Here is a 26,307-nt window from a genome sequence, read left to right as displayed (position 1 = left end):
GTTCAGCACCTTGCTCAATTATCGCCACAGTGCGCCCGAGTCGGCCGCTGTAGCGTGGGACGGCGTGCAAATTCTCAGCTCCCGCGAGCGCAGCAATTACCCGTTGGTGGTCAGCGTAGACGACCTCGGCGAAGGCTTCCGCTTGAGTGTGCAAGCCGTGCCACAGGTGGATGGCGCGCGGGTCTGCGATTTCTTGCAAACCGCGTTGCACAGTCTCGTCACGGCGCTGGAGTACACGCCGAAGGCACCGTTGCAGCAGCTGTCGATTGTCTCGCCGAGCGAGCGGCAACGGGTGCTGGTCGGCTTCAACATCAGCGGTCGTGAATACCCGCCGGCGCAGACCGTGCCGCGCCTCTTTGAAGCGCAAGTCTTGGCGCATCCCGAGGCGTTGGCGGTGGTGCAGGGCGAGCAACAGCTCAGCTACCGCGAACTGAATCAGCGCGCCAATCGTCTCGCCCATCACTTGCTCGGCCTCGGCGTGCAAGGCGACGACCGTGTTGCGCTGTGCCTGCGTCGCGGGCCGGACATGCTCGTCGCGCTGCTGGCGATTCTCAAGGCCGGCGCGGGTTACGTGCCGATCGATCCTGATTATCCGGCAGAGCGCATCGCCTACCTGTTGCAGGACAGCGATCCGATCGCGGTATTGGCGCAGGCTTCGACACGCGACCTGCTCGGCGTTGTCCCCGTCATCGATCTGGATGCCGGCGACTGGCAGCACTTGCCTGACAGCAACCCCACACTGTCGAGGCTGACCCCGGCGAATCTGGCCTATGTGATCTATACCTCCGGTTCTACCGGGCAGCCGAAAGGCGTGATGGTCGAGCACCGCACCCTGGAAAACCTCGTGCACTGGCACGCAGAGGCCTTCGATCTGCACGCCGGCAGCCACACCGCCAGCGTCGCCGGTTGCGGTTTCGACGCCATGGCCTGGGAAGTCTGGCCAGCGCTGTGCGTCGGCGCGACCGTGCATCTGCCACCGTCCTCGATCGGCAACGAACACCTCGATGAACTGCTCGAATGGTGGCGCGGGCAGCCGTTGCAGGTGAGTTTTCTGCCGACCCCGGTGGCCGAATACGCCTTCAGTCGCGGGCTGGGCCATCCGACCCTGCGCACGCTGCTGATCGGTGGCGACAAGCTGCGGCAATTCCCCCGTGATCAGACATTCGACGTGATCAATAACTATGGCCCGACAGAGGCCACGGTGGTGGCGACGTCCGGGCGCGTCGAACCCGGGCGGGTTCTGCACATCGGCCGGCCGATTGCCAATGCCCGAATCTATCTGCTCGACCATCAGCAGCAACCAGTGCCGACCGGTGTGCAAGGCGAGTTGTATGTCGGCGGCGCCGGGGTTGCGCGCGGCTATCTGAATCGACCGGAACTGACCTCGGCGCACTTCCTCGACGACCCGTTCAGCGACGAGCCGCATGCGCGGATGTACCGCACCGGCGACCTCGCGCGTTGGTTGGCGGACGGCAATATCGAATACCTGGGACGCAACGATGATCAGGTGAAACTGCGCGGCGTGCGCATAGAGCTCGGCGAAATCGAAGCAGTGCTCAACGCTCATGACGCGGTGCGCGAATGCGTGGTGTTGGTGCGCGATGGACGCCTGGTCGCCTGGTTTACCGCCATCGAATCTGTCGAGATCGGCGATTTGCACCAGCATCTGCAAGCACGCCTGCCGGACACTTTGGTCCCTGCGGCTTACGTGCGCCTGGACAGCTTGCCGCTGACCGCCCACGGCAAACTCGACCGCAAGGCCTTGCCCGAGCCGGATCAGCACGCGTGGCTCAGCCGTGAATATGAAGCGCCGCAAGGCCCGGTCGAGATCGCGTTGGCGCAGATCTGGGCCGACGTACTCAACATCGAACAGATCGGCCGTCACGACAATTTCTTCGAACTCGGCGGCCATTCGCTGTTGGCGGTGAGCCTGATCGAGCGTATGCGTCAGGCCGGCCTGAGCGCTGATGTGCGGGTGCTGTTCAATCAGCCGAGCCTGGCCGCACTGGCGCGTGCGTTGGGCAGTGGCCGGGAAATCGCAGTGCCGGCCAACCTGATTGCGGCCAATTGCACGCACATCACCCCGGACATGCTGACCCTGACCACGCTGGATCAGGCCAGCATCGAGCGTATCGTCGCGACGGTGCCGGGCGGTGCGGCCAACGTGCAGGATATCTATCCGCTGGCACCGTTGCAGGAAGGCATTCTTTATCACCATTTGAGCGCCGAGCAGGGCGATCCGTACCTGCTGCAATCGCGTCTGGCCTTCGACAGTCTTGAACGTCTGCACAGCTTCGCCGAGCACTTGCAGCAGGTCATCGCCCGTCACGACATTCTGCGCACCAGCGTGGTCTGGGAAGGTTTGCCGAGCCCGCATCAGGTGGTCTGGCGCGAAGCGCAGATGGTTGTGCAGCAAGCGCTGCTTGATGCGCAGGACGGCGACATGCTTGAGCAGTTGCACGCGCGTTTCGATGCGCGGCATTACCGCCTCGACCTGACCCTCGCGCCGCTGATCCGCATGGTCTACGCCGAGGATCCGCTGCACCAGCAAGTCGTCGCCATCGTGCTGTTCCATCACTCGATCCTCGACCACACCGCCATGGACGTGATCGGCCGGGAAATGCACGCGTTGATGTTCGATCAGCTCGGCACGCTGACGCCGCCGACGCCGTACCGCAATTACGTGGCGCAGGCACGCCTGGGCGCCGATGAGCAGGAGCATGAAGCGTTCTTCCGCGACATGCTCGGCGATATCGACGAGCCGACCTTGCCCTTCGGTCTGCAGGATGTTCAGGGCGACGGACGTGGCATCGAAGAAGCGCTGCAACCGCTCGATGCCGCGCTCAATGTGCGCCTGCGCGAACAGGCGCGGCAGTTGGGCGTCAGCCCGGCGAGCCTGATGCACATGGCCTGGGCGCACGTGTTGGGCGTAGTTTCCGGGCGTCGCGACGTGGTGTTCGGCACCGTGCTGATGGGGCGCATGCAGGGCGGTGAGGGCGCCGACCGCACGCTGGGAGTGTTCATCAATACTCTGCCGCTGCGGGTTGATCTCGCTGAAAGCGTGCGCGCCGGGGTGAAATCCACCCACGCGCGGCTGACGGCGCTGCTCGCTCATGAACACGCATCGCTGGCGCTGGCTCAACGTTGCAGCGGCATGCCGGGTTCCGCGCCGCTGTTCAGCGCCTTGCTCAACTACCGGCACAGCGCCGCCGCACAACAGCCGCGCGACGGTCAGGGGATCTGGCAAGGCGTGCGCATGCTCGGTGGCGAGGAGCGCAGCAACTATCCGCTGACCTTGTCGGTGGACGATCTGGGCGACGGTTTTGCCTTGGACGTGCTGGCGCTCGCCGAGATCGGTGCACAGCGGATTTGCAGCTACATGCACACCGCACTGGAACAACTGGTGCAAGCGCTGGAGCAGCAGCCCCGGACGCCACTCAATCAACTGCCGATTCTGTCGCTGCCGGAGCAGACGCGACTGCTGGTCGATTTCAATCGGAGTGCCGTCGCGTTTCCCCGTGGCGCAACCCTTCATGCGCTGGTCGAGACGCAGGCGGCGCAACGCGCGGATGCGTTGGCCGTGGTGCAGGGCGGGCAAGTGTTGACCTACGGCCAGCTCAATCAACGCGCCAACCGTCTGGCCCACCATCTGCTCAGCCTTGGCGTGCGACCAGACGACCGCATCGCCGTGTGCGTGCGGCGCAGCCCGCAGATGCTGGTGGCGCTGCTGGCGATCCTCAAGTCCGGCGCCGGTTATGTGCCGGTCGACCCGGCGTACCCGGCGGAGCGCATTGCCTACCTGCTTGAGGACAGCGCTCCGTTGGCGGTCCTGGCCGAGGCCTCGACGCGTGATTTGCTCGGCACCGCGCGCGTGATCGATCTTGATAGCCGTGACTGGGCGCATCTGCCGGACAGCAATCCGCAGGTGCCGACGCTGACCCCGGCGCATCTGGCCTACGTGATCTACACCTCAGGCTCCACCGGCCAGCCGAAAGGCGTGATGGTCGAACACGCGACGCTGGAAAACCTCGTGCACTGGCACAACGGCGCCTTTGACCTGCACGCCGGCAGCCACACGGCGAGTGTTGCCGGTTGCGGTTTTGATGCGATGGCGTGGGAGGTCTGGCCGGCGCTGTGCGTCGGCGCAACCGTGCATCTGCCGCCGCAAGCGGTGAGCAACGAGCATCTGGATGAGTTGCTGGCGTGGTGGCGTGCGCAGCCGTTGCAGGTGAGTTTCCTGCCCACGCCTGTCGCCGAATACGCCTTCAGTCGCGACCTCGGCCACCCGACCTTGCGCACGTTGCTGATCGGTGGCGACAAATTGCGCCAGTTCCCGCGTCAGCAGACCTTCGCGGTGATCAATAACTACGGCCCGACCGAAGCCACGGTAGTTGCCACCTCCGGCACGGTGGAGGTCGGGCAGGTGCTGCATATCGGTCGGCCGATGGCCAACGCGAAGATTTACTTGCTCGACGACCAGCAGCGTCCCGTCCCGGTCGGCGTCGCCGGTGAGTTGTATGTCGGTGGTGCCGGTGTGGCGCGCGGTTATCTGCATCGTCCCGAACTGAGCGCCGAACGTTTCCTCGACGATCCGTTCAGCGACGCACCGCAGGCGCGCATGTATCGCACTGGCGACCTCGCACGCTGGCTACCTGACGGCAATATCGAATACCTGGGGCGTAACGATGATCAGGTCAAACTGCGCGGCGTGCGCATCGAACCGGGCGAAATCGAAGCGGCGTTGAGCAGTCACGAAGCCGTGCAGGATTGCGTGGTGCTGGTGCGCGACGGCCAGTTGCTGGCGTGGTTTACCGAACGGCTGAACGTCGAGATCGAGGACTTGCGCAATCATCTGCAAGCGCAGTTGCCGCAAGCCCTGGTGCCTGCCGCTTACGTGCGTCTGCAAGCACTGCCGCTGACCGCCAACGGCAAACTCGACCGCAAGGCCTTGCCAGAGCCGGATCAAACCGCGTGGCTGAGCCGCGAATATGCTGCACCGCAAGGCGCGGTGGAAGTCGCCTTGGCGCAGATCTGGTCCGAAGTCCTCAACGTCGAACAGGTCGGACGTCACGACAACTTCTTCGAACTGGGCGGGCATTCGTTGCTGGCGGTGACGCTGATCGAACGCATGCGTCAGGCCGATCTGAGCACCGACGTGCGCGTGCTGTTCAGCCAACCGACCCTGGCCGCGCTGGCGACGGCGGTGGGCAGCGGCCGCGAGGTCGCCGTGCCGGAGAATCTGATTGCGGCCGGCTGCACGCACATCACCCCGGACATGCTGCCGCTGGTGCAACTGGATCAGGCCAGTATCGAGCGCATCGTCGCCACGGTGCCGGGTGGCGCGGCCAACGTGCAGGACATTTACCCGCTGGCGCCGTTGCAGGAGGGGATTCTGTATCACCACCTCAGCGCCGCGCAGGGCGATCCGTACTTGCTGCAATCGTGTCTGGCATTCGACAGCCTTGAGCGTTTTCAAGGGTTCGCGGCGGCGTTGCGTCAGGTCATGACGCGCCACGACATCCTGCGCACTTCGGTGGTCTGGCAAGGCTTGGTGACGCCGGTGCAAGTGGTCTGGCGGCGTGCCGAGCTGCCGGTACAAGCCGTGGCGCTGGAGCCCGCGCAGGGTGAAGCCATCGACCAGTTGCGTGCACGCTTCGATGCGCGGCACTGGCGTCTGGACCTCGACCAGGCGCCGCTGCTGCGTCTGGTGTATGCCCTCGATCCAGACAATCAGCGCGTCGTCGCCATGCTGTTGTTCCATCACATCGCCATGGACCACACGGCACTGGCGGTGGTCAGCGCCGAAATGCAGGCGATTTTGCACGGTGATGAGCGGCTGCCGCAGGCCGCTGTGCCGTACCGCAATTATGTCGCGCAGACCCGCCTTGGCGTCAGCGAACAAGAGCACGAAGTGTTCTTCCGCGAAATGCTCGGCGACATCGACGAACCGACGCTGCCGTTCGGCTTGCAGGATGTCCACGGCGACGGTAACGACATCGAGGAAGTCTGCCAGCCACTGCCGCCCATGGTGGCGCAGCGTCTGCGCAGTCAGGCGCGGTTGCTCGGCGTCAGCGTCGCCAGCCTGTTCCATCTCGCCTGGGCACAGGTGCTGGCGGCAACGTCGGGTCAGGAGCGGGTAGTGTTCGGCACGGTGCTGCTGGGCCGCATGCAGGGCGGCGCCGGCGCGGATCGCGGGTTGGGCATGTTCATCAACACCTTGCCATTGCGCGTGGATGTCGACGAAACCGATGTGCGCGTCGGGGTCAAGGCGACCCATGCGCGGCTCAGTGCGCTGTTGGCTCACGAACATGCTTCGCTGGCATTGGCCCAGCGTTGCAGCGCTGTCGCGGCGCCGTCACCACTGTTCAGCGCGATGCTCAATTACCGCCATAGCGACAGCGAAGCTCAGCAAAATACCAAGCGCGAGGCCTGGCAGGGCATCGAATCCCTGGCCGGTGAGGAGCGCACCAATTACCCGTTGACCCTCAACGTCGACGATCTCGGCAGCGGTTTCGAACTGACAGTGATGACGCCGTCGCGCATTGGTGCGGCACGCCTCGGCCATTACATGCATAACGCGCTTACCGCACTGGTTGACGCACTGGAGCACGCACCGCAGCAAGCGTTGAATCACCTGACGGTGTTGGCGGACGAGGAGCGGCAGGCGTTGCTGTTCGGTCTCAACGACACCGCCGTCGATTACGATTTGCAGCAGACGCTGCACGGCTTGTTCGAAGCGCAGGTGCGGCGTACGCCACAGGCTGTGGCCATTGTTGCCGGCGAACAGGCATTGAGCTACACGCAGTTGAACGAGCGCGCCAACCGCTTGGCCCGGCATCTGCTCAGCCTTGGCGTACAGGTCGATTCACGGGTGGCAATCTGCGTCGAACGTAGCCTGGAAATGGTCATCGGCCTGCTGGCGATCAACAAGGCCGGCGCCGCTTATGTACCGCTGGACCCGGCCTATCCGCCGGAGCGTCTGGCCTACATGCTCAAGGACTGCGCGCCGGCCGTGGTGCTGGTGCACGGGGCGACCCGCGCGTTGCTGGGGGACATCGCCGCACCCGTGGTCGATCTTGACCAGGACACTTGGCAATCGTTGTCTGCCGACAATCCGCAAATCCCGGCGCTGACGCCACAACACAGCGCCTATGTGATCTACACCTCCGGCTCGACCGGCCAGCCAAAGGGCGTGGTCAACGAACACGCCGGGGTGGTCAACCGCTTGCTGTGGATGCAGGACGCCTATTGCCTGACCGCTAACGACTCGGTGCTGCAGAAAACCCCGTTCAGCTTCGACGTGTCGGTGTGGGAGTTCTTCTGGCCGCTGATGACCGGCGCGCGCCTGGTCATGGCGCAGCCCGGCGGGCACAAGGATCCGCACTACCTGAGCGAAGTGATCGAGCGCGAACACATCACCACGCTGCACTTTGTGCCGTCGATGCTCGACGTGTTCCTCGCCAACAGCGACACCACACGCTGCGACGGTGTGCGGCAGGTGATGTGCAGCGGCGAGGCGTTGCCGGGCAGTCTGGTGCGGCGCTTCAAGCTGCAATTGCCGGGTTGCGCGTTGCATAACCTGTACGGCCCGACCGAAGCCGCCGTCGATGTCACCGCGTGGGACTGCGCGGGAACGATCGAGCAGACCCCGGACAACACGCCGATCGGCAAACCGATCGCCAACACCCGCATGTACATCCTTGATGCGCAACAGCAGCCGGTGCCGCAAGGCGTGATCGGCGAGTTGTACATCGCTGGTGTGCAGGTGGCGCGCGGTTATCTGAACCGGCCTGAGCTGAGTGCCGAGCGCTTCCTCAACGATCCGTTCCAGCCTAACGGACGCATGTACCGCACTGGCGACGTCGCACGGTATCGGCCGGACGGCAATATCGAGTACCTGGGGCGTAACGATGATCAGGTGAAGATCCGCGGTCTGCGTATTGAACTGGGCGAAATTCAGGCGCGCCTGGCCCAGCTCGAAGGTGTGCAGGAAGCCGTGGTGGTCGCCCGCCAAGAGGTGGCCGGCGACAAGCGTCTGGTCGCGTATTACACCGGCGAGCGCTTGGAAATCGACCTGCTGCGCAGTCAAATGCTCGAGCATTTGCCGGACTACATGGTGCCCGCCGTGTTCGTGCATCTCGATCGTTTGCCGCTGAGCCCGAACGGCAAACTCGACCGCAAGGCCTTGCCGGCGCCGGATCAGCAATCGCTGAAAACCCGCGAATACGAAGCCCCGGTCGGCGAAGTGGAAATCACCCTCGCACGGCTCTGGGCCGAACTGCTCAACGTCGAGCGGGTCGGGCGTCACGACCATTTCTTTGAACTGGGTGGTCACTCGTTACTGGCGGTCAGTCTGATCGGCCGGTTACGTCAGGAAGGCATGGAAGCCGATGTCAGGGCGTTGTTCGAACATCCGACCCTGGCCGGCTACGCCGCAATTACGGAAAGAATGGAGATCGTCCTGTGAATGTGCTCGAACTGTTGGCAACCCTGAAGGAAAAAGACATTCAGTTGGCGGTGACCGATGAGCAATTGCGCGTCAACGGTAACAAACAGGCGTTGAGCGATCCGGCGCTGCTGGCTGCGCTGCGCGAGCACAAACCGGCGCTGATCGAACTGATCAAGGCCGGCCAATACTCGGCCACCCGCGTCGGCCAGATCGACGTTCCGGCCAACGGCATTCTCCCCGGCACCACGCACATCACCCCAGCGATGGTGACCCTGGCCGAAGTGGATCAGGCCACCCTCGACCGCTTGCTCGCCGAGGTACCGGGCGGCGCCGCCAATGTGCAGGACATCTACCCACTGGCGCCGTTGCAGGAAGGCATTCTCTATCACCACGCGAGCAACGAGCAGGGCGATCCCTACGTCATGCAGTCGTACTTTGCGTTCAGCAGCCGTGAGCGTCTGCAGGACTTCGCCCAAGCTTTGCAAAAGGTCATCGATCGCCACGACATCCTGCGCACGGCGGTGCATTGGGAAGGGCTGGACGTGCCGCTGCAAGTGGTCTGGCGTCAGGCCCAGTTGCCGATGGAAGAGGTCGTGCTGCCAGACAGCGCGAGCGATGCGCTGCAGCAGTTGCACGAACGTTTCGATGCGCGGCATTTCCGTCTGGATGTCAGGCACGCACCGATGCTGCGGCTGGCGTACGCGTGGGATGAGGACGGTCAGCGCGTGGTCGCGACGTTGTTGTTCCATCACATGGCGCTGGACCACTCGGCGCTCGACGTGGTGCGTCACGAACTGCTCGCCTGCCTCACCGGCGAGGATCAATCGCTCGGGCGCCCGGTGCCGTTTCGCAATTACGTGGCGCAAGCGCGACTGGGCATCAGTGAAGCCGGGCACGAGGCGTTTTTCCGCGAGATGCTCGGTGATATTGCCGAGCCGACCCTGCCATACGGTTTGCAGGACGTACAGGGTGACGGCCTCGGTATCGCCGAACTGAGCTTGCCGGTCAACCCGTTGCTCGGCCAGCGTTTGCGCGCGCAGGCGCGGCAACTCGGCGTGAGTGCCGCGAGCCTGTTTCACCTGGGCTGGGCACAGGTATTGGCCGTGCTCACCGGCAAGTCAAACGTGGTCTTCGGCACGGTGCTGATGGGGCGCATGCAAGGCGCCGAAGCCACCGAGCGGGCGCTGGGGATTTTCATCAACACCTTGCCGCTGCGGGTCGATGTCGATGCGCAGGGCGTGCGTACGGCGGTGGAGGCGACGCACAAACGCCTGACCACGCTGATGCGCCACGAGCACGCGCCGCTGGCACTGGCCCAGCGTTGCAGCGGCGTGGTCGCGCCGACGCCGTTGTTCAGTGCCTTGCTCAATTACCGTCACAGCCACGCGGCGGCGACCGCAAGTGCCGAGACCCTGGCGGCCTGGGAAGGCATCAGCACGATCAGCTCCGAAGAGCGCACCAACTATCCGCTGACCCTGAGCGTCGATGATTTCGGCGATGCCTTCAGCCTGACCTTACTGGCCACCACCGAGGTCGATCCACAGCGCATCTGCGATTACTTGCATTGCGCCCTCGATAGTTTGGTGTTGGCGCTGGAGCAGGCGCCCGATACCGCGCTCAACCAATTGCCAATTCTGCCGGCGGCCGAGCGCGAGCAGCTGCTGTTGGCGTTCAATGCCAGTCACGCCGATTTCCCCGCGACGTTGACCATTGCCCAGCGTTTCGAGGCTCAAGTGGCGCAGCGGCCAGAAGCTGTGGCAGCACAGTTCTTGGGTGAGCAACTGAGCTATGCCGAACTCAACCGGCACGCCAACGCTCTGGCGCATCATTTGCTCGCGCTCGGGGTCAAGCCTGATGATCGCGTCGCCATCGTCGCCCGCCGTGGCCTCGATACGCTGGTCGGGCTGGTCGCCATTCTCAAGGCCGGCGCCGGTTATGTGCCGGTCGACCCGGCGCACCCGGCCGAGCGTCTGCACTACTTGCTCAGCGACAGCGCCCCCGTCGTCGTGCTGACCCAAAACAATCTGCGTGAGCGCTTGCCGGCGCTGGCGGTGCCGGTGGTCGATCTTGACCCGCGCACCTGGCCGCTGAGCGAGACCCTTGATCCGCAGGTGCCGGGCCTGACCGCTGAACACCTGGCCTACGTGATCTACACCTCCGGTTCCACCGGCCTGCCCAAAGGGGTGATGGTCGAACATCGCACCTTGTCGAATCTGGTCGACTGGCATTGCTCAGCGTTTGATCTGTGCGCTGGTCGCCATACGTCCAGTCTTGCCGGGTTCGGTTTTGACGCCATGGCCTGGGAAGTCTGGCCGGCATTGTGTGCCGGCGCGACCCTGCATCTGGCACCGACTCATGAGGGTGCCGAGGACATCGATGCGTTGCTCGAGTGGTGGCGCGCACAGCCACTGGACGTGAGTTTCCTGCCGACGCCCGTGGCCGAATATGCCTTCAGCCAGAACCTTGAACACCCGACGTTGCGCACCCTGTTGATCGGTGGCGACCGCTTGCGCCAGTTCAGCCGCAACCAGCAATTCGACGTGATCAACAACTACGGTCCGACCGAAGCCACCGTGGTCGCCACCTCTGGACGCATCGAGGCGGGCGACGCCTTGCACATCGGTAAACCGGTGGCCAACGCCACGGTGTACCTGCTCGATGAACAGCAGCGTCCGGTGCCGATTGGCGTCATGGGCGAGTTGTATGTTGGCGGTGCCGGGGTCGCTCGCGGCTATTTGAACCGCGCCGACCTGAGTGCCGAGCGCTTCCTCCACGACCCGTTCAGCCCCTTGCCGAATGCGCGCATGTACCGCACCGGCGACCTCGCACGCTGGCGTGCCGACGGCACGATCGAATACCTGGGGCGTAACGACGATCAGGTGAAAATCCGTGGCGTGCGCATCGAACTCGGCGAAATCGAAACCCGCCTCAATCAGTTGCCCGGCATTCAGGAAGCCGTGCTGCTGGCGCGCGAAGATGAACCCGGTCAGCCGCGTCTGGTGGCGTATTTCACCGAGCAGAGCCAGGTCGAACCACTGGCCGTGGCCGAGTTGCGTGCGCACCTGTTGAGCCAGTTGCCGGAGTACATGGTGCCGGTGGCCTTCGTCAAACTCGACGCACTGCCGTTGACCGCCAATGGCAAGGTCGACCGCAAGGCCCTGCCGAAACCCGAGCGTGCGGCGCTGTTCACCCGTGAATACGAGGCGCCGCACAACGAACTGGAAAGCGCCTTGGCACAGATCTGGGCGCAGGTGCTGCAAGTCGAGCGAGTCGGGCGTCAGGACCATTTCTTCGAACTCGGCGGTCACTCGCTATTGGCCATGCGCATGGTGTCCCAGGTTCGCCAGCGTCTTGGTGTCGAGCTGGCACTGGGCGATCTGTTTGCCAACGCCGAACTGGCAGCGGTTGCCGAGACGGTGGCGCGGGCCGGGCGCAGCACGCAACCGGAGATTGTCGCGGTGGCCCGTGACGGCGCCTTGCCGTTGTCGTTCGCTCAGCAACGCTTGTGGTTTCTTGCACAAATGGAAGGCGCCAACACCGCGTACAACATTCCCATCGGTTTGCGCCTGCGTGGCCAGTTGAATGAACCGGCCCTGCAGCAAGCCTTGGCGCGCATCGTTGCGCGGCATGAAACCCTGCGCAGCCGTTTCACCCAGTTCAATGACCAGGCGCAAGTGTTGATCGCCCCGGTCGACAGCGGCCTGCTGCTGCGGGTTGAAGACCTGCGCCAGCACCCGCAAGCCGACCAGACCCTGGCGGCGCTGATTCAGGGCGAGGCCTCGGGGCCGTTCGACTTGCAGGACGATGCGCTGATTCGCGGTCGGTTGGTGCGCCTGGCCGACGATCATCATGTGCTGTTGCTAACGATGCACCACATCATCTCCGACGGCTGGTCGATGGGTGTTCTGACCCGTGAACTGATGGCGCTCTATCAGGCGTTCAGCCAGGGTCAACCGGATCCACTGCCGCCGCTGCCGCTGCAATACACCGACTACGCGGTGTGGCAGCGGCGCTGGCTCGGCGGCGAGGTCCTGGAGCGTCAAAGCGAGTACTGGCAACAAACGTTGGCGGGCGCTCCTGCGCTGTTGACACTGCCGACCGACCGCGTGCGCCCGGCGCAGCAGGAATATGCCGGCAGCACCGTCGATGTGGTGCTTGATGAACGCTTGAGCGCCGGACTCAAGGCCTTGGCCCAGCGTCACGGCGTGACGATGTACATGCTCATGCTCGGCGCATGGGCGAGCCTGTTGAGTCGATTGTCCGGGCAATCCGAAGTGGTCGTCGGTTCGCCGGTGGCCAACCGCACTCGGGCCGAAATCGAAGGTTTGATCGGCATGTTCGTCAATACCCTGGCCCTGCGTATCGATACCTCGGGCGCGTTGAGCACCGAGGCGCTGCTGGCGCGGGTCAAGGCGCGGACGCTGGATGCGCAAGCACATCAGGATCTGCCGTTCGAACAAGTGGTGGAAGTCATCCGGCCTGCGCGAAGCATGGCGCACAGCCCGTTGTTTCAAGCGATGTTCAGTTGGGACAGCGGCCACGGCACCAGCCTGAGTCTGGGCGAGCTGACGCTGGAAAGCGTTGCCGAACCCAGCCACTTTGCCAAATTCGATTTGTCGCTGACGCTGGCAGACGCGCCGGGCGGGATTCGCGGTGTTCTGGAGTACGCGGTTGCCTTGTTCGATGAGTCGACGATTCAACGTTACGTCGGCTACTTCCAGCGCCTGTTGCAGGCCATGGTCAGCAACGATCAAGCGGTGCTGGAGCAGGTGGCGTTGTTGGCCGACGATGAACGTCAGCATCTGTTGGTCGATCTGAACGCAACCGCTGTCACCCACGATCTTGAGCAGACCGTTCATGGTCGCTTCGAGACGCAGGTGTTGCGCACGCCAGACGCGGATGCCGTGGTGGCCGGTGAATTGCGTTTGAGTTACGCCGAGTTGAACCGTCGCGCCAACCAACTCGCCCATCACCTGCGCCAGTGCGGCGTGGGCCGCGATGCGCGGGTGGCGATCTGCGTCGAGCGCGGGCCGGAGCTGCTGGTTGGTCTGCTGGCGATTCTCAAGGCCGGCGGCGCTTATGTGCCGCTGGACCCAGGGTATCCCGCTGAGCGTCTGGCCTACATGCTTGAGGACAGCGCGCCAGTGGCGGTGCTGGTGCATGCGCCAACGCGTGCGCTGATTGGCGAGTGGGCCGGCGTGTGGGTCGATTTCGACCGGTGCAGCTGGCAAGACCTGGCGCAGAGTAATCCGCAGGTGCCAGGCCTGAGCGCGGCGAATCTGGCCTATGTGATTTACACCTCCGGTTCCACTGGCACGCCGAAGGGTGTGATGGTCGAACACCGCAACCTGGGCAATCTGCTGCACTGGAGCGCCAGCCTGTGTCCGCTTTCTACCGGCGCCGCGCTGTTGCAGAAAACCCCGTTGAGTTTCGACGCCTCGGTGTGGGAGCTGTTCTGGCCGTTGAGCTGCGGCATGCGTTTGGTCCTCGCCGGGCCGGACGACCACCGCGATCCGCTCACGCTGGTGCAGCTGATTCGTGAGCAACAGGTCAATGTCGTCCAGTTCGTACCGGCGCTGTTGCAGCAATTCCTTGAAGTGGAAGAGGTTAGCGAATGCAAGAGCCTGACTGATGTGTTCTGTGGCGGCGGTGAGCTGACGGCCGCGCTGGTGCGCAGCGTGCGTGAACGTCTGCCGCAGGTGCGCCTGCACAACGTTTATGGTCCGACCGAAGCCACCGTCGACAGCACCGTATGGACGCTGGAAGCGAATTCGCCGGTACCGCAAGGCGCGCCGCCGATTGGCAAACCGCTGTGCAATACCCGCGTGTATATCCTTGATGCTCACCAGCAACCGACGCCATTGGGTGTGGTCGGCGAGATGTATCTCGGCGGCGTGCAGGTCGCACGGGGTTATCTGAATCGGCCTGAGCTGACGGCCGAACGCTTCCTCGACGATCCGTTCAGTGATCAGCCAGGCGCGCGTTTGTACCGTACCGGTGACGTCGCGCGGTATCTGGCCGATGGCAACATCGAGTACCTGGGGCGCAACGACGATCAGGTCAAAATCCGTGGTTTGCGCATCGAACTGGGCGAGATTCAGGCACATCTGGCGCAGGTCGACGGCGTGCGCGAAGCGACCGTGCTGGCCCGTGAGGACGTGCCGGGCGATCAGCGTCTGGTCGCGTACTACAGCGGCGAGCCAGTGGAAACAGATCAGCTACGCAGCCAATTGCTCAAGCATCTGCCGGACTACATGGTGCCTGCGGTGTTTGTGCATTTGCCGGCCTTGCCGCTGAGCCCCAACGGCAAACTGGATCGACGGGCCTTGCCGGCTCCCGACCAGACTGCGCGGCTGATCCGTGAATACGAAGCCCCGATCGGTGAAGTCGAAACCGTCATTGCCGAGATTTGGGCCGAGTTGCTGAAGGTCGAGCGGGTAGGGCGCTTTGATCATTTCTTTGAACTGGGTGGCCACTCGTTAATGGCGGTCAACCTTGTCGCGCGTATGCGTCGGGCTGGCCTGTCGGCGGATATTCGTGTGCTCTTTGGCCAGCCGACATTGGCCGCGCTCGCTGCGGCAGTGGGCGGCGAACCCGATGTGGCGGTGCCGGCGAATTTCATTCCGGCCGATTGCACGCACATTACCCCGGAACTGCTGCCGCTGGTGGCGCTGGACCAATCGACGATCAACCGAATCGTCGCGAGTGTCCCCGGCGGTGCGCGCAACGTTCAGGACATCTACCCGCTGGCACCTTTGCAGACCGGCATCCTGTTCCATCATCTGTCGGCCGCGCAGGGCGATCCGTACGTGCTGCAGGCGCAGTTTGCCTTTGCCGACGAGCAGCGTTTACAGGTATTCACCGAGGCACTGCAACGGGTGATCGAACGCCATGACATTCTGCGCACGTCGCTGTTCTGGGAAGGTCTCGAAGAGCCGGTGCAAGTGGTCTGGCGTGAGGCTGCGCTGAGCTGCGAGGCATTGCAGCTGGACGCCGAAGCGGGCGATGCGCTGAGCCAGCTGCGGAGCCGCTTCACCATCGATAACTACCGCATGACCGTCACCGAGGCACCGCTGATGCGCGTGGTGCACGGCCGCGATGAGACCCATCAACGCGTCGTGGCGTTGCTTTTGTTTCATCACCTGGTGATGGATCACGTCGCGCTGGAGGTGTTGCAGCACGAGATGCAGGCGTTTCTGCTCGGCAACACCGGGCACTTGAGCGAACCGGTGCCGTACCGCAATTACGTGGCGCACACCCGTTCCGGCCTGACCGCGCAAGAGCACGCCGGTTTCTTCCGCGAGATGCTCGGCGCTGTTGATGAGCCGACCTTGCCCTACGGGCACAATCTGGCCAACGACGGCCCCGCACAAGAGGCGCAACTGGACCTGGAAAGCGCGCTGAGCCACAGCGTACGTCAGCAGGCCCGGCGTTTGGGTGTCAGCGCTGCCAGCCTGATGCACCTCGCCTGGGCGCAGGTGCTGGGGCAATTGTCCGGACGCGACGCCGTCGTATTCGGCACGGTGTTGCTCGGCCGATTGCAGGGCGGTGAAGGCGCGGAGCGCGCACTCGGTGTGTTCATCAACACCTTGCCGCTGTGCATCGAACTGAATGCCCATAGCGTCAAAGGCGCCGCACTGGCGACCCACGAACGCCTGAGTCAGTTGCTGGCCCATGAACATGCGCAACTGGCGCAGGTGCAGCAATGCAGCGCCATGCCGGCGGGCACGCCGCTGTTCAGCACGCTGCTCAACTATCGTCACAGTGCCCCCGTCGGGCCGATATCCGCCGAGTTGCAAGCGGCGTGGCAGGGCATGCAATTGCTCGCTGCCGAGGAACACACCAACTATCGCCTGACCCTCAGCGTTGACGATCTCGGTGAAGACTTCAGCCTGAAGGTGTTGGCCGGGGCCGGCATCGATGCGCTACGCATTTGCGGCTACATGCAGGGGGCGCTGATGACGTTGCTGGATGCGCTGGAGCACACGCCGCACGTGGGGTTTGACCGGTTGTCGATCCTGCCGGCGCCAGAGCGTCAACAGCTACTGGTGAATTTCAACGCAACCGAGGCTGACTACCCGCGTGGGCTGACGATTGCGCAGCGTTTCGAATCGCAGGTCGCCGAGCGTCCGCAGGCCGTGGCGGCGGTGTTTGCCGGACAGCCACTGACTTACTTGCAGCTCAATCGACAAGCCAATGCCTTGGCTCATCACTTGATCGCCATGGGGGTGAAAGCCGATGACCGTGTGGCCATCGTCGCCCGCCGGGGGCTGGATACATTGGTCGGGCTGGTCGCCATCCTCAAGGCCAGCGCCGGCTATGTACCGATCGATCCGGCACATCCCGCCGAGCGGATCAGTTATTTGCTGAGCGACAGCGCGCCGGTCGTGGTGCTCACGCAAAGCGACCTGCACCAGAGACTGCCGCTGCTGAGCGTGCCAGTGATCGATGTCGACCTGTGCGCGTGGCCGGCGCAGGCGCAGTACAACCCTGCGGTGCCGGGCCTGACCGCTGCGCATCTGGCGTACGTGATCTACACCTCGGGTTCGACCGGCCTGCCCAAAGGGGTCATGGTCGAGCATCAGACGCTGTCGAACCTGGTCGACTGGCACTGTGAAGCGTTCGACTTGCGCGTCGGCAACCACACCTCAAGCCTTGCCGGGTTTGGCTTCGATGCGATGGCGTGGGAAGTCTGGCCGGCCCTGTGCGCGGGCGCGACCCTGCACCTTGCACCGACCCATGACGGTGCTGAAGACATCGACGGCTTGCTCGACTGGTGGCGTGCCCAGCCGCTGGACGTGAGCTTTTTGCCAACACCGGTCGCCGAATATGCGTTCAGCCAGAACCTCGATCATCCGACCTTGCGCACTTTGCTGATCGGTGGCGATCGCTTGCGCCAGTTCAGCCGTCAGCAGCGCTTCGCCGTGATCAACAACTACGGCCCGACCGAGGCTACCGTGGTCGCCACTTCCGGGCGTATTGACGTCGGCGCGGCGTTGCACATCGGCAAACCGGTGGCGAACGCGGCGGTTTACCTGCTCGATGAGCAGCAACGCCCGGTGCCAATGGGCGTGATGGGCGAGTTGTACGTCGGTGGCGCGGGGGTGGCCCGGGGTTATCTGAACCGCGCCGATCTGACCGCCGAGCGCTTCCTGCACGACCCGTTCAGCCGCACGCCGAATGCTCGTATGTACCGCACCGGTGACCTTGCCCGTTGGCGCGAAGACGGCTCGCTCGACTACTCGGGGCGTAACGACGACCAGGTGAAAATCCGTGGCATGCGCATTGAATTGGGCGAAATCGAGACCCGTCTCAATCAGCTCCCCGGTATTAACGAAGCGGTGCTGCTGGCCCGTGAGGACCAACCCGGCCAGCCGCGACTGGTGGCCTATTTCACCGAACAGGCGGGGGTCGAGCCACTGGCAGTGGGCGAGTTGCGCGCACAGCTGCTGGCGCAGTTGCCGGACTACATGGTGCCGGCAGCGTTTGTCCGGCTCGAGGCTTTGCCGCTGACTGCCAATGGCAAGGTTGACCGCAAGGCATTGCCGATACCGGATCTGGCCGCGCTAGCCAGCCGCGAATACGCAGCGCCGCAAGGCGAACTGGAAACCGCCCTGGCGCAGATCTGGGCTGAGGTGCTGCAGGTTGGACAGGTTGGCCGTCATGACCACTTCTTCGAACTGGGCGGTCATTCGCTGTTGGCAATGCGCATGGTTTCGCTGATCCGTCAGCGCCTCGGCGTCGAACTGGCGCTGAGTGATCTGTTTGCCGATGCGCAATTGAGCGCAATCGCTGCAGTATTGAATCGTGCCGGCCGCAGCGCGTTACCGGAGATCTTGCCGGCACCGCGTGATCAGGCGCTGCCGATGTCCTTCGCCCAACAACGCCTGTGGTTTCTCGCGCAGATGGCGGGTGGCAACTCGGCGTACAACATTCCTCTCGGCTTGCGCCTGCGCGGTCACCTCGACGTTGATGCCCTGCAATCGGCGCTGGCGCGGATCGTCGCCCGCCACGAAACCCTGCGCAGCCGTTTCATCCGCATCGACGACAGCGCGCAGGTGTCGATTGCCCCGGTCGACAGCGGTTTGCTGCTGCGCGTAGAAGATCTGCGCCAACAGCCGCAGGCCGAGCAAACCTTGCAAATATTGATGGCGCAGGAAGCCTCGACAGCGATTGATTTGCAGAACGATTCGTTGATTCGTGGACGGTTGGTGCGCTTGGCCGACGATCATCATGTGTTGCTGTTGACCGTGCATCACATTGTCGCTGACGGCTGGTCGATGGGCGTGCTGACGGCTGAGTTGATGGCGTTGTATCAAGCGTTCAGCCAGGGTCAGCCTGATCCGCTGCCGCCACTGACCCTGCAATACGGCGACTACGCCGTGTGGCAACGGCGCTGGCTCAGCGGTGAAGTTCTGCAGCGGCAAAGCGAGTACTGGCAGCAGACCCTCGACGGCGCGCCAGCGTTGTTGACGCTGCCCACCGATCGCCCGCGACCGGCACAACAGGACTATGCCGGCGGCAACGTCGAAGTGCTGCTGGACGAGCGCCTGAGTACTGGCCTCAAGGCCTTGAGCCAACGTCACGGCGTGACCCTGTTCATGACCGTGATGAGCGCCTGGGCGTTGCTGATGAGTCGGCTGTCCGGGCAATCCGATGTGGTGATCGGCGCGCCGGTGGCCAACCGCACACGCGCTGAAGTCGAAGGCCTGATCGGCATGTTCGTCAATACGCTGGCCGTGCGCATCGACACCTCGGGCGCGCCGAGCGTCGAAGCGCTGCTGGCGCGGGTCAAGGCGCGGACACTCGAGGCGCAGGCGCACCAGGATCTGCCGTTCGAGCAGGTGGTGGAAATCACCCGGCCGGTGCGCAGTCTGGCTCATAGCCCACTGTTCCAGACCACGCTGAGCTGGGACGGCAGCGTCGGCCCGCAACTGGCGCTGGGCGAGCTGACACTGGAGGGCGTCGCCGGGCCGGGCGAGGTCGCCAAGTTTGACCTGACGCTGACACTGGGCGAGGTCAACGGAGTGATTCGCGGCTCGCTGAACTACGCCACGGCGCTTTTCGATGCGCTGACGATCAAGCGGTACATCGGCTACTTCGAGCGTCTGCTCGAAGCGATGATCAGCGGTGAGCAAACGGTACTGGAACAGGTGCCGTTGCTGGCGGCGGATGAGCGCCAGCGCTTGCTCCGCGACTTCAATGCCACGGCGCGCGAATACCCGCAAACACTGACCGTGCACGGGATTTTCCAACAGCAGGCTGCGGCGCATCCCAAGGCTGTGGCGGCGGTGCATGGCGCACATTCACTGAGCTACTTTGAGCTGAATGCCCAAGCCAACCGCCTGGCCCATCACCTGATCGCACACGGCGTGCAGCCGGGCGATCACGTGGCGATCCTGCTGCCACGTTCGCTGGAGTTGCTGGTGGCGCAACTGGCCATTGCCAAATGCGCGGCGGCCTATGTGCCGCTGGACATCAATGCACCTGGCGAGCGCCAGGCGTTCATGGTCGAGGATTGCCGGGCGGTGGCACTGTTAACGTTGAGCGGCGAAGTCATCGACTACGCCGCGCCGCGTATCGACCTCGACAGGCTGACCCTCAACGGCCAGCCGACGCACAACCCGAATCTGCTGCAGTCGTCCGAGTCGCTGGCGTACATCATGTACACCTCCGGTTCCACCGGCACGCCGAAAGGGGTGATGGTGCCGCACCGGGGCATCGGCCGCTTGGTGATCAATAACGGTTACGCCGATTTCAATGCACAGGATCGTGTGGTCTTCGCCTCGAACCCGGCGTTCGATGCGAGCACCATGGACATCTGGGGACCGCTGCTCAATGGCGGTCGCGTGGTGATCATCGACCATCAAACCTTGCTCGATCCGAATGCCTTCGGCCGTGAACTGAACGCCAGTGGCGCGACGATCCTGTTCGTCACCACCGCGCTGTTCAATCAATACGTGCAACTGATTCCGCAGGCGCTCAAGGGCCTGCGGATTCTGCTGTGCGGCGGTGAGCGTGGCGATCCGGCGGCGTTCCGTCGACTGTTGGCCGAGGCCCCCGCATTGCGCATCGTGCATTGCTACGGTCCGACTGAAACCACCACCTACGCCACCACCTTTGAAGTGCGCGAAGTGGCAGAAAACGCCGAGAGCGTGCCGATTGGCGGCCCGATCGGCAACACGCAGGTGTACGTACTCGACGCGTATCAGCAACCGGTGCCGATGGGCGTGACCGGCGAGCTGTACATCGGCGGGCAGGGCGTGGCGCTGGGTTATCTGAACCGGCCGGATCTGACTGCCGAGAAATTCCTCCGCGATCCGTTCAGCGATACCCCGGGCGCGCTGCTTTATCGCACCGGCGACCTCGCGCGCTGGCTGGCGCCGGGGCAACTCGACTGCATCGGCCGCAACGACGATCAAGTGAAGATTCGTGGTTTCCGCATCGAGCTGGGAGAAATCGAGAATCGCCTGCTGAATTGTCCGGGCATCAAGGAGGCGGTGGTGCTGGCGCGCCGCGACGGACAGGAGTCCCCGCGTCTGGTGGCTTACTACACGGCGCACGCGGGACTGTTGGACAGCGCCGGACTGCACGCGCAATTGCATGCCCGTCTGCCGGAATACATGCTGCCGACAGCCTGGGTGCAACTCGAGGTGTTGCCGCTGAACAACAACGGCAAGGTCGACCGCAAGGCACTGCCGGCACCGACCCAGGAAGCGCTGCTCAGTCGGGCCTACGAGGCCCCGGCCAATCCACTGGAAGCAAGCCTGGCGCAGGTTTGGGCCGAGGTGTTGCAGGTCGGGCAGGTCGGTCGCCATGACAACTTCTTCGAACTCGGCGGCCATTCATTGCTGGCCATGCGCATGCTCTCCCAGGTGCGCCAGCAATTGGGCGTGGAGCTGGCGCTGGCCGATCTGTTTGCCAACCCGGAACTGGCGGCGGTCGCTCAAGTGTTGAGTCAGGCCGAACGCAGCAGCTTGCCGGCGATTCTGCCGGCGCCGCGCGATCAGGCGCTGCCGTTGTCCTTCGCCCAGCAACGCTTGTGGTTCCTCGCGCAAATGGATGGCGGCAACACCGCCTACAACATTCCTCTGGGCTTGCACCTGCGTGGCCGACTCGACGCCGTGGCACTGCAACGGGCATTGGCGCGAATCGTCGCTCGTCACGAAACCCTGCGCAGTCGGTTCACCCAACTGAACGACGAAGCACAGGTGCTGATTGCCCCGGTCGACAGTGGTCTGCCGCTGATTGTGGAAGATTGGCGGCAACAGCCGCAGACCGAGGAGGCCTTGCGCACATTGCTCGATACGGAAGCGCGCGGACCATTCAATTTGCAGGACGATCCATTGATCCGTGGACGGCTGGTGCAGTTGGCCGATGAGCACCATGTGCTGTTGCTGACGATGCACCACATCATCTCCGACGGTTGGTCGATGGGCGTGCTGACCCATGAGTTGATGGCGCTGTATCAGGCGTTCAGCCACGGCGAGGCCGATCCGCTGCCGCCGCTGGCCCTGCAATACGCGGATTACGCGGTATGGCAACGGCGCTGGCTGAGCGGCGAGGTGTTGCAGCGCCAGAGTGATTACTGGCAGCAGACCCTGGCCGGCGCTCCGGCGTTGCTGAGCCTGCCGACTGATCGTCCACGGCCGGCGCAACAGGATCACCGCGGCGGCAGTGTCGAGATCGTACTGGACGCGCAGACCAGCGCCGGTCTCAAGGCGTTGTGTCAGCGCCACAGCGTGACGCCGTACATGGTGATCATGAGCGCCTGGGCGATGCTGCTTACGCGTCTGTCCGGGCAGTCCGATGTGGTTATCGGCTCGCCCGTCGCCAACCGTACCCGCGCCGAAATCGAAGGGTTGATCGGCATGTTCGTCAACACCCTGGCGCTGCGCATCGATACCTCGGGCGATCTGACGGGGGCAGTGTTGTTGGCGCGGGTCAAAGCGCAGACGCTGGCCGCGCAGGCGCATCAGGATCTGCCGTTTGAACACGTGGTGGAAATCACCCGGCCGCTGCGCAGCCTTTCCCACACACCGTTGTTCCAGACTTTGCTGAGCTGGGACAGCAGCGTGGCGCCAGCCCTGGCACTCGGCGAGCTGACGCTGGAAGGTCTGGCCGGGGAAAATCACTTTGTGAAGTTCGACCTGTCGCTGAGTCTGGGCGAAAGCCAGCACGGGGTGCGTGGCTCGCTGCGCTACGCCATCGCGCTGTTCGATGAGTCGACCGTGCAGCGTTTTGTCGGTTACCTCCAGCGCTTGCTGGCGGCGCTGGTCAGTGATGATCAGGCGGTTTTGGCGCAAGTCGAGTTGCTTGCCGAGGATGAGCAGCGACGCCTGCTCGGCGACTTCAACGCGACGGCGCTTGATTGCCCGGTCGAGCAACCGGTGCAGAGCCTGTTCGAAGCACAGGTGCGGCGTCAGCCGGACGCCATCGCCGTGCAGTCGGGCGAACACAGCCTGACCTATCGCGCGCTGAATGCGCGTGCCAACCGCCTCGCGCATCACCTGCGTGAGCAAGGCGTTGGGCCGGATGCGCGGGTGGCGCTGTGCGTCGAGCGGGGGCTCGATCTGGTGGTGGGGTTGCTCGGCATTCTCAAGGCCGGTGGCGCGTACGTGCCGCTGGATCCGGCTTATCCGGCGGAGCGCCTGGACTTTATGCTCAGGGACTGCGCGCCGGTGGCGGTGCTGGTGCAGACGGCCACGCGATCGCTGTTTGCCGAGGCTGGGGCAATGCTGATCGACCTTGACCAATGCACCTGGCACGATCAGTCGGAAAGCAATCCGCAAGTGCCATGCCTGAGTCCTTCGAACCTGGCGTACATGATCTACACCTCAGGTTCGACCGGCACACCAAAAGGCGTGATGCTCGAACATCGTGGCTTGTGCAATCTGGTGCATTGGGGCTCGCAGATTTGCCCGCCAGCTCCAGAGGGCGCGTTGTTGCAGAAAGCCCCATTCAGTTTCGATGGTTCGGTGTGGGAATTCTTCTGGCCACTGACGGCCGGTGTGCGTCTGGTGCTGGCACGGCCGGGCGGCCATCGGGAACCGGCGTATCTGGCGCAAGTGATTCGTCAACAGCGGGTCACGGTGGTCAAGTTCGTGCCGGCGCTGTTGCAGCAATTTCTCGAGCTGCAAGACGTCAGTGAATGCACCAGCCTCACCGATGTGTTCTGCGGTGGCGGCGAACTCACGGCGGCCCTGGCCCGCGAAGTGCGCCAGCAACTGCCGTGGGTGCGCCTGCATAACGTGTATGGCCCGACCGAAGCCACGGTCGACAGCACAGCGTGGACACTGGAACCGCACATGCCCGTGCCATCCACCGAATTGCCGATTGGCAAGGCCATCTGTAACACCCGTTTGTACGTGCTCGATGCGCATGACCAAGCGGTACCGCTCGGTGTTATTGGCCAGTTGCACATCGGCGGTATCGGCGTGGCGCGAGGGTATATGGGACTGCCACAGATGCAGGCCGAGCGCTTTATCGACAGTCCGTTTGTGCCCGGTGACCGCTTGTACCGCACCGGCGATCTGGTGCGTTACCGCGCGGACGGTAACCTCGAATTCCTCGGGCGCAATGATTTCCAGGTCAAGCTGTATGGTTTGCGCCTGGAACTCGGTGAAATCGAAGCGCGGTTGATCCAGCACCCGGGTGTGCGCGAGGTGGTCGTGCTGATGCGCGACGAACGACTGGTCGCGTATTTCACTTTGCGCGAGGGCAGTGCTGCACCGGCTATCGACACGCTGCGCGCGTTCATTCTTGAGCAGTTACCCGAGTACATGGTGCCGGGTGCGTTTGTTGCGCTCGACGTTTTGCCGCTGAGTCCCAACGGCAAGATCGACCGTCAGGCGCTGCCGGCGCCGGGCCTCGACGCGGTACTCAGCCGACATTACGAAGCACCTGAAGGCGAGGTCGAAACCGTGTTGGCGCGGGTCTGGGCTGAGGTGCTGAATGTCGAGCAGGTCGGACGCCACGACAACTTCTTCGAATTAGGCGGGCATTCGCTGCTGGCGATTCGTCTGGTCAACCTGCTGCAGCGTGCGGGGCAACAGGTGACGCTGGCGGAGCTGTTCCAGCGTCCGAGTGTCGAGTCGCTGGCCGCGCTGCTCTGTCAGCGCAACACGGTGCCCGAACAGCCGGAGGGCCTGGTCGTGGTACGGCCGGGCGAGGGCGGCGATGCGCTGTTCCTGATCCATGAGTTCAGCGGCAGGGAGGTGTATTTCCCGGCATTGGCGATGCACATCGAGGGGCAGTTTCCGATTTACGGTTTGCCCGGTGTGCCGTTGGGGCAACCGCAACTGCGTACCCTTGAATGCATGGCCGCGCGGATGGTCGGGATTATCCGCGCAGTGCAACCGCATGGGCCGTATCGTCTGGCCGGGTGGTCGTTTGGTGGCTTGCTGGCGTATGAAGTCGCTCAGCAGTTGCTCGGCCTGGATGAGGCGGTGGCGTTTGTCGGTCTGCTCGATACCTACGCGCCGCATCCGGCCAGTCAGGATAAAACCCGCTGGAGCGGCGAGCATCGCGACAAGCGTCAGTTGCTTGAGCACTGCCGCGCGCGTTCGCAGATGCGCGGTGCAGAAGGGCTGCCAGCGTTGGCTGAGGTCGAGCGGCTGGAGGCTGAAGTCGAACTCATCGCCTTCGATGAACTGTTCCAGCGCTGCTGCGAACAGCAATTGCCCGACCCGGAGCTGGCCGCGCTGACAGCGGCGCAGGCCTGGAGTTACTTTGACCGTGAGGCCGCTCATGGCCTGGCGCTGGCGCATTACCGGGTCAGCCCGGCCAGCCAGCCGGTGCACTTGTTCCGCGCTCAGGCACTGATGCCGGGGCAGGCACAACCGAGTCCGACCCGTGGTTGGGAGAACAAGGTCGGCACAGGTTTGCTGTGCTGCATCGATGTCCCGGGCGATCACCGCAGCATGATGAAAGCCCCGGATATTCAGGTGCTCGGCCAGGCCTTGAGTCAGGCTATGGCCGCTGCGCAGGCTCCGGAGCCAGAGGCCTATCAGCCGCTGTTGACCATTCAGAGCGGGCACGCCGGTCATGCGCCGATCTTCTGCGTGCCGGGGGCGGGCGACAGTGTCACCGGGTTCATTCACCTGACCGAAGCATTGGGTCCGGAGTGGCCGATCATCGGCCTGCAACCGCGCGGGCTCGATGGCAGCGGCGTGCCGCACAGCCAGGTTGAAGCGGCAGCGAAGTGCTATCTGCAAGCTGTCGAGCAGTTGTATCCGCAAGGTGCGGTGCACCTGATCGGCCACTCTTTCGGGGGATGGGTCGCGCATGCCATGGCCGCGCAATTGCAGGCTGCCGGGCGTGAGGTGGCGTCGTTGACCCTGATCGACAGCGAGTCTCCCGGCGGCAACGGCACGGCGGGCAAACCGTACACCACGACTGCCGCACTGGAACGCTTGATCGAGACGCTGCAATTGTCCAGCGGCAAGTCGTTGGGCATCGATCCACTGGCGTTCGCCGAGGCTGACGACAGCACGCAAATGCGCCTGTTGCACGAGGGCATGGTGCGCGCCGGTGTGTTGTCTGCGCGTTCGTCAGCGCAGGCGATGCACGGCCCGGTACGCACCTTCGCCACGGCCTTGCGCACGGTCTATCAACCGCAACTGGCCTACACCGGTCCGGTGCGGCTGGCGCTGGTCGATGATCCGACGCTGGATGCGTGGGGCAATCAGCGCGAGCAAGCGGCGATGGTCGAAGGCTGGCAGCGCCAGGTGACGGATCTGGCGGTGTGGTACGGGCCGGGCAACCACTTCACGATTCTCAAGGCGCCCAACGTCTTCAGTCTCGCGGCGTGGTGGCATGACGGCCTGCAAGTGCCGGCCGGCCAAGTGCTGTCCTGA

Annotated in this window: 2 protein-coding genes (1 of these 2 cut by a window edge); both read left to right on the top strand. The window is 63.9% G+C overall.

Going from position 1 to position 26,307, the window contains the following annotated elements:
- Positions 1 to 8,467: the 3' portion of a non-ribosomal peptide synthetase gene (locus BK670_RS14025; RefSeq protein ID WP_123450387.1), read on the top strand. Its footprint begins 4,550 nt before the window's first position; the window shows 8,467 of its 13,017 coding nt (coding positions 4,551-13,017); its start codon lies off the left edge, out of view; it ends in the stop codon at positions 8,465 to 8,467.
- A complete protein-coding gene (locus BK670_RS14020) occupies positions 8,464 to 26,307 on the top strand; it encodes a non-ribosomal peptide synthase/polyketide synthase (protein WP_123450385.1) in 17,844 nt (5,947 codons plus the stop codon). The genes BK670_RS14025 and BK670_RS14020 overlap by 4 nt, the downstream gene beginning before the upstream one ends.

The sequence above is a fragment of the Pseudomonas fluorescens genome (assembly GCF_003732425.1).
In the GTDB taxonomy this organism is placed as follows: Bacteria; Pseudomonadota; Gammaproteobacteria; order Pseudomonadales; family Pseudomonadaceae; genus Aquipseudomonas; species Aquipseudomonas fluorescens_BE.
The sequence above is the reverse complement of the archived record's forward strand: the minus strand, read 5'-3'. Positions and strand labels throughout refer to the sequence as shown.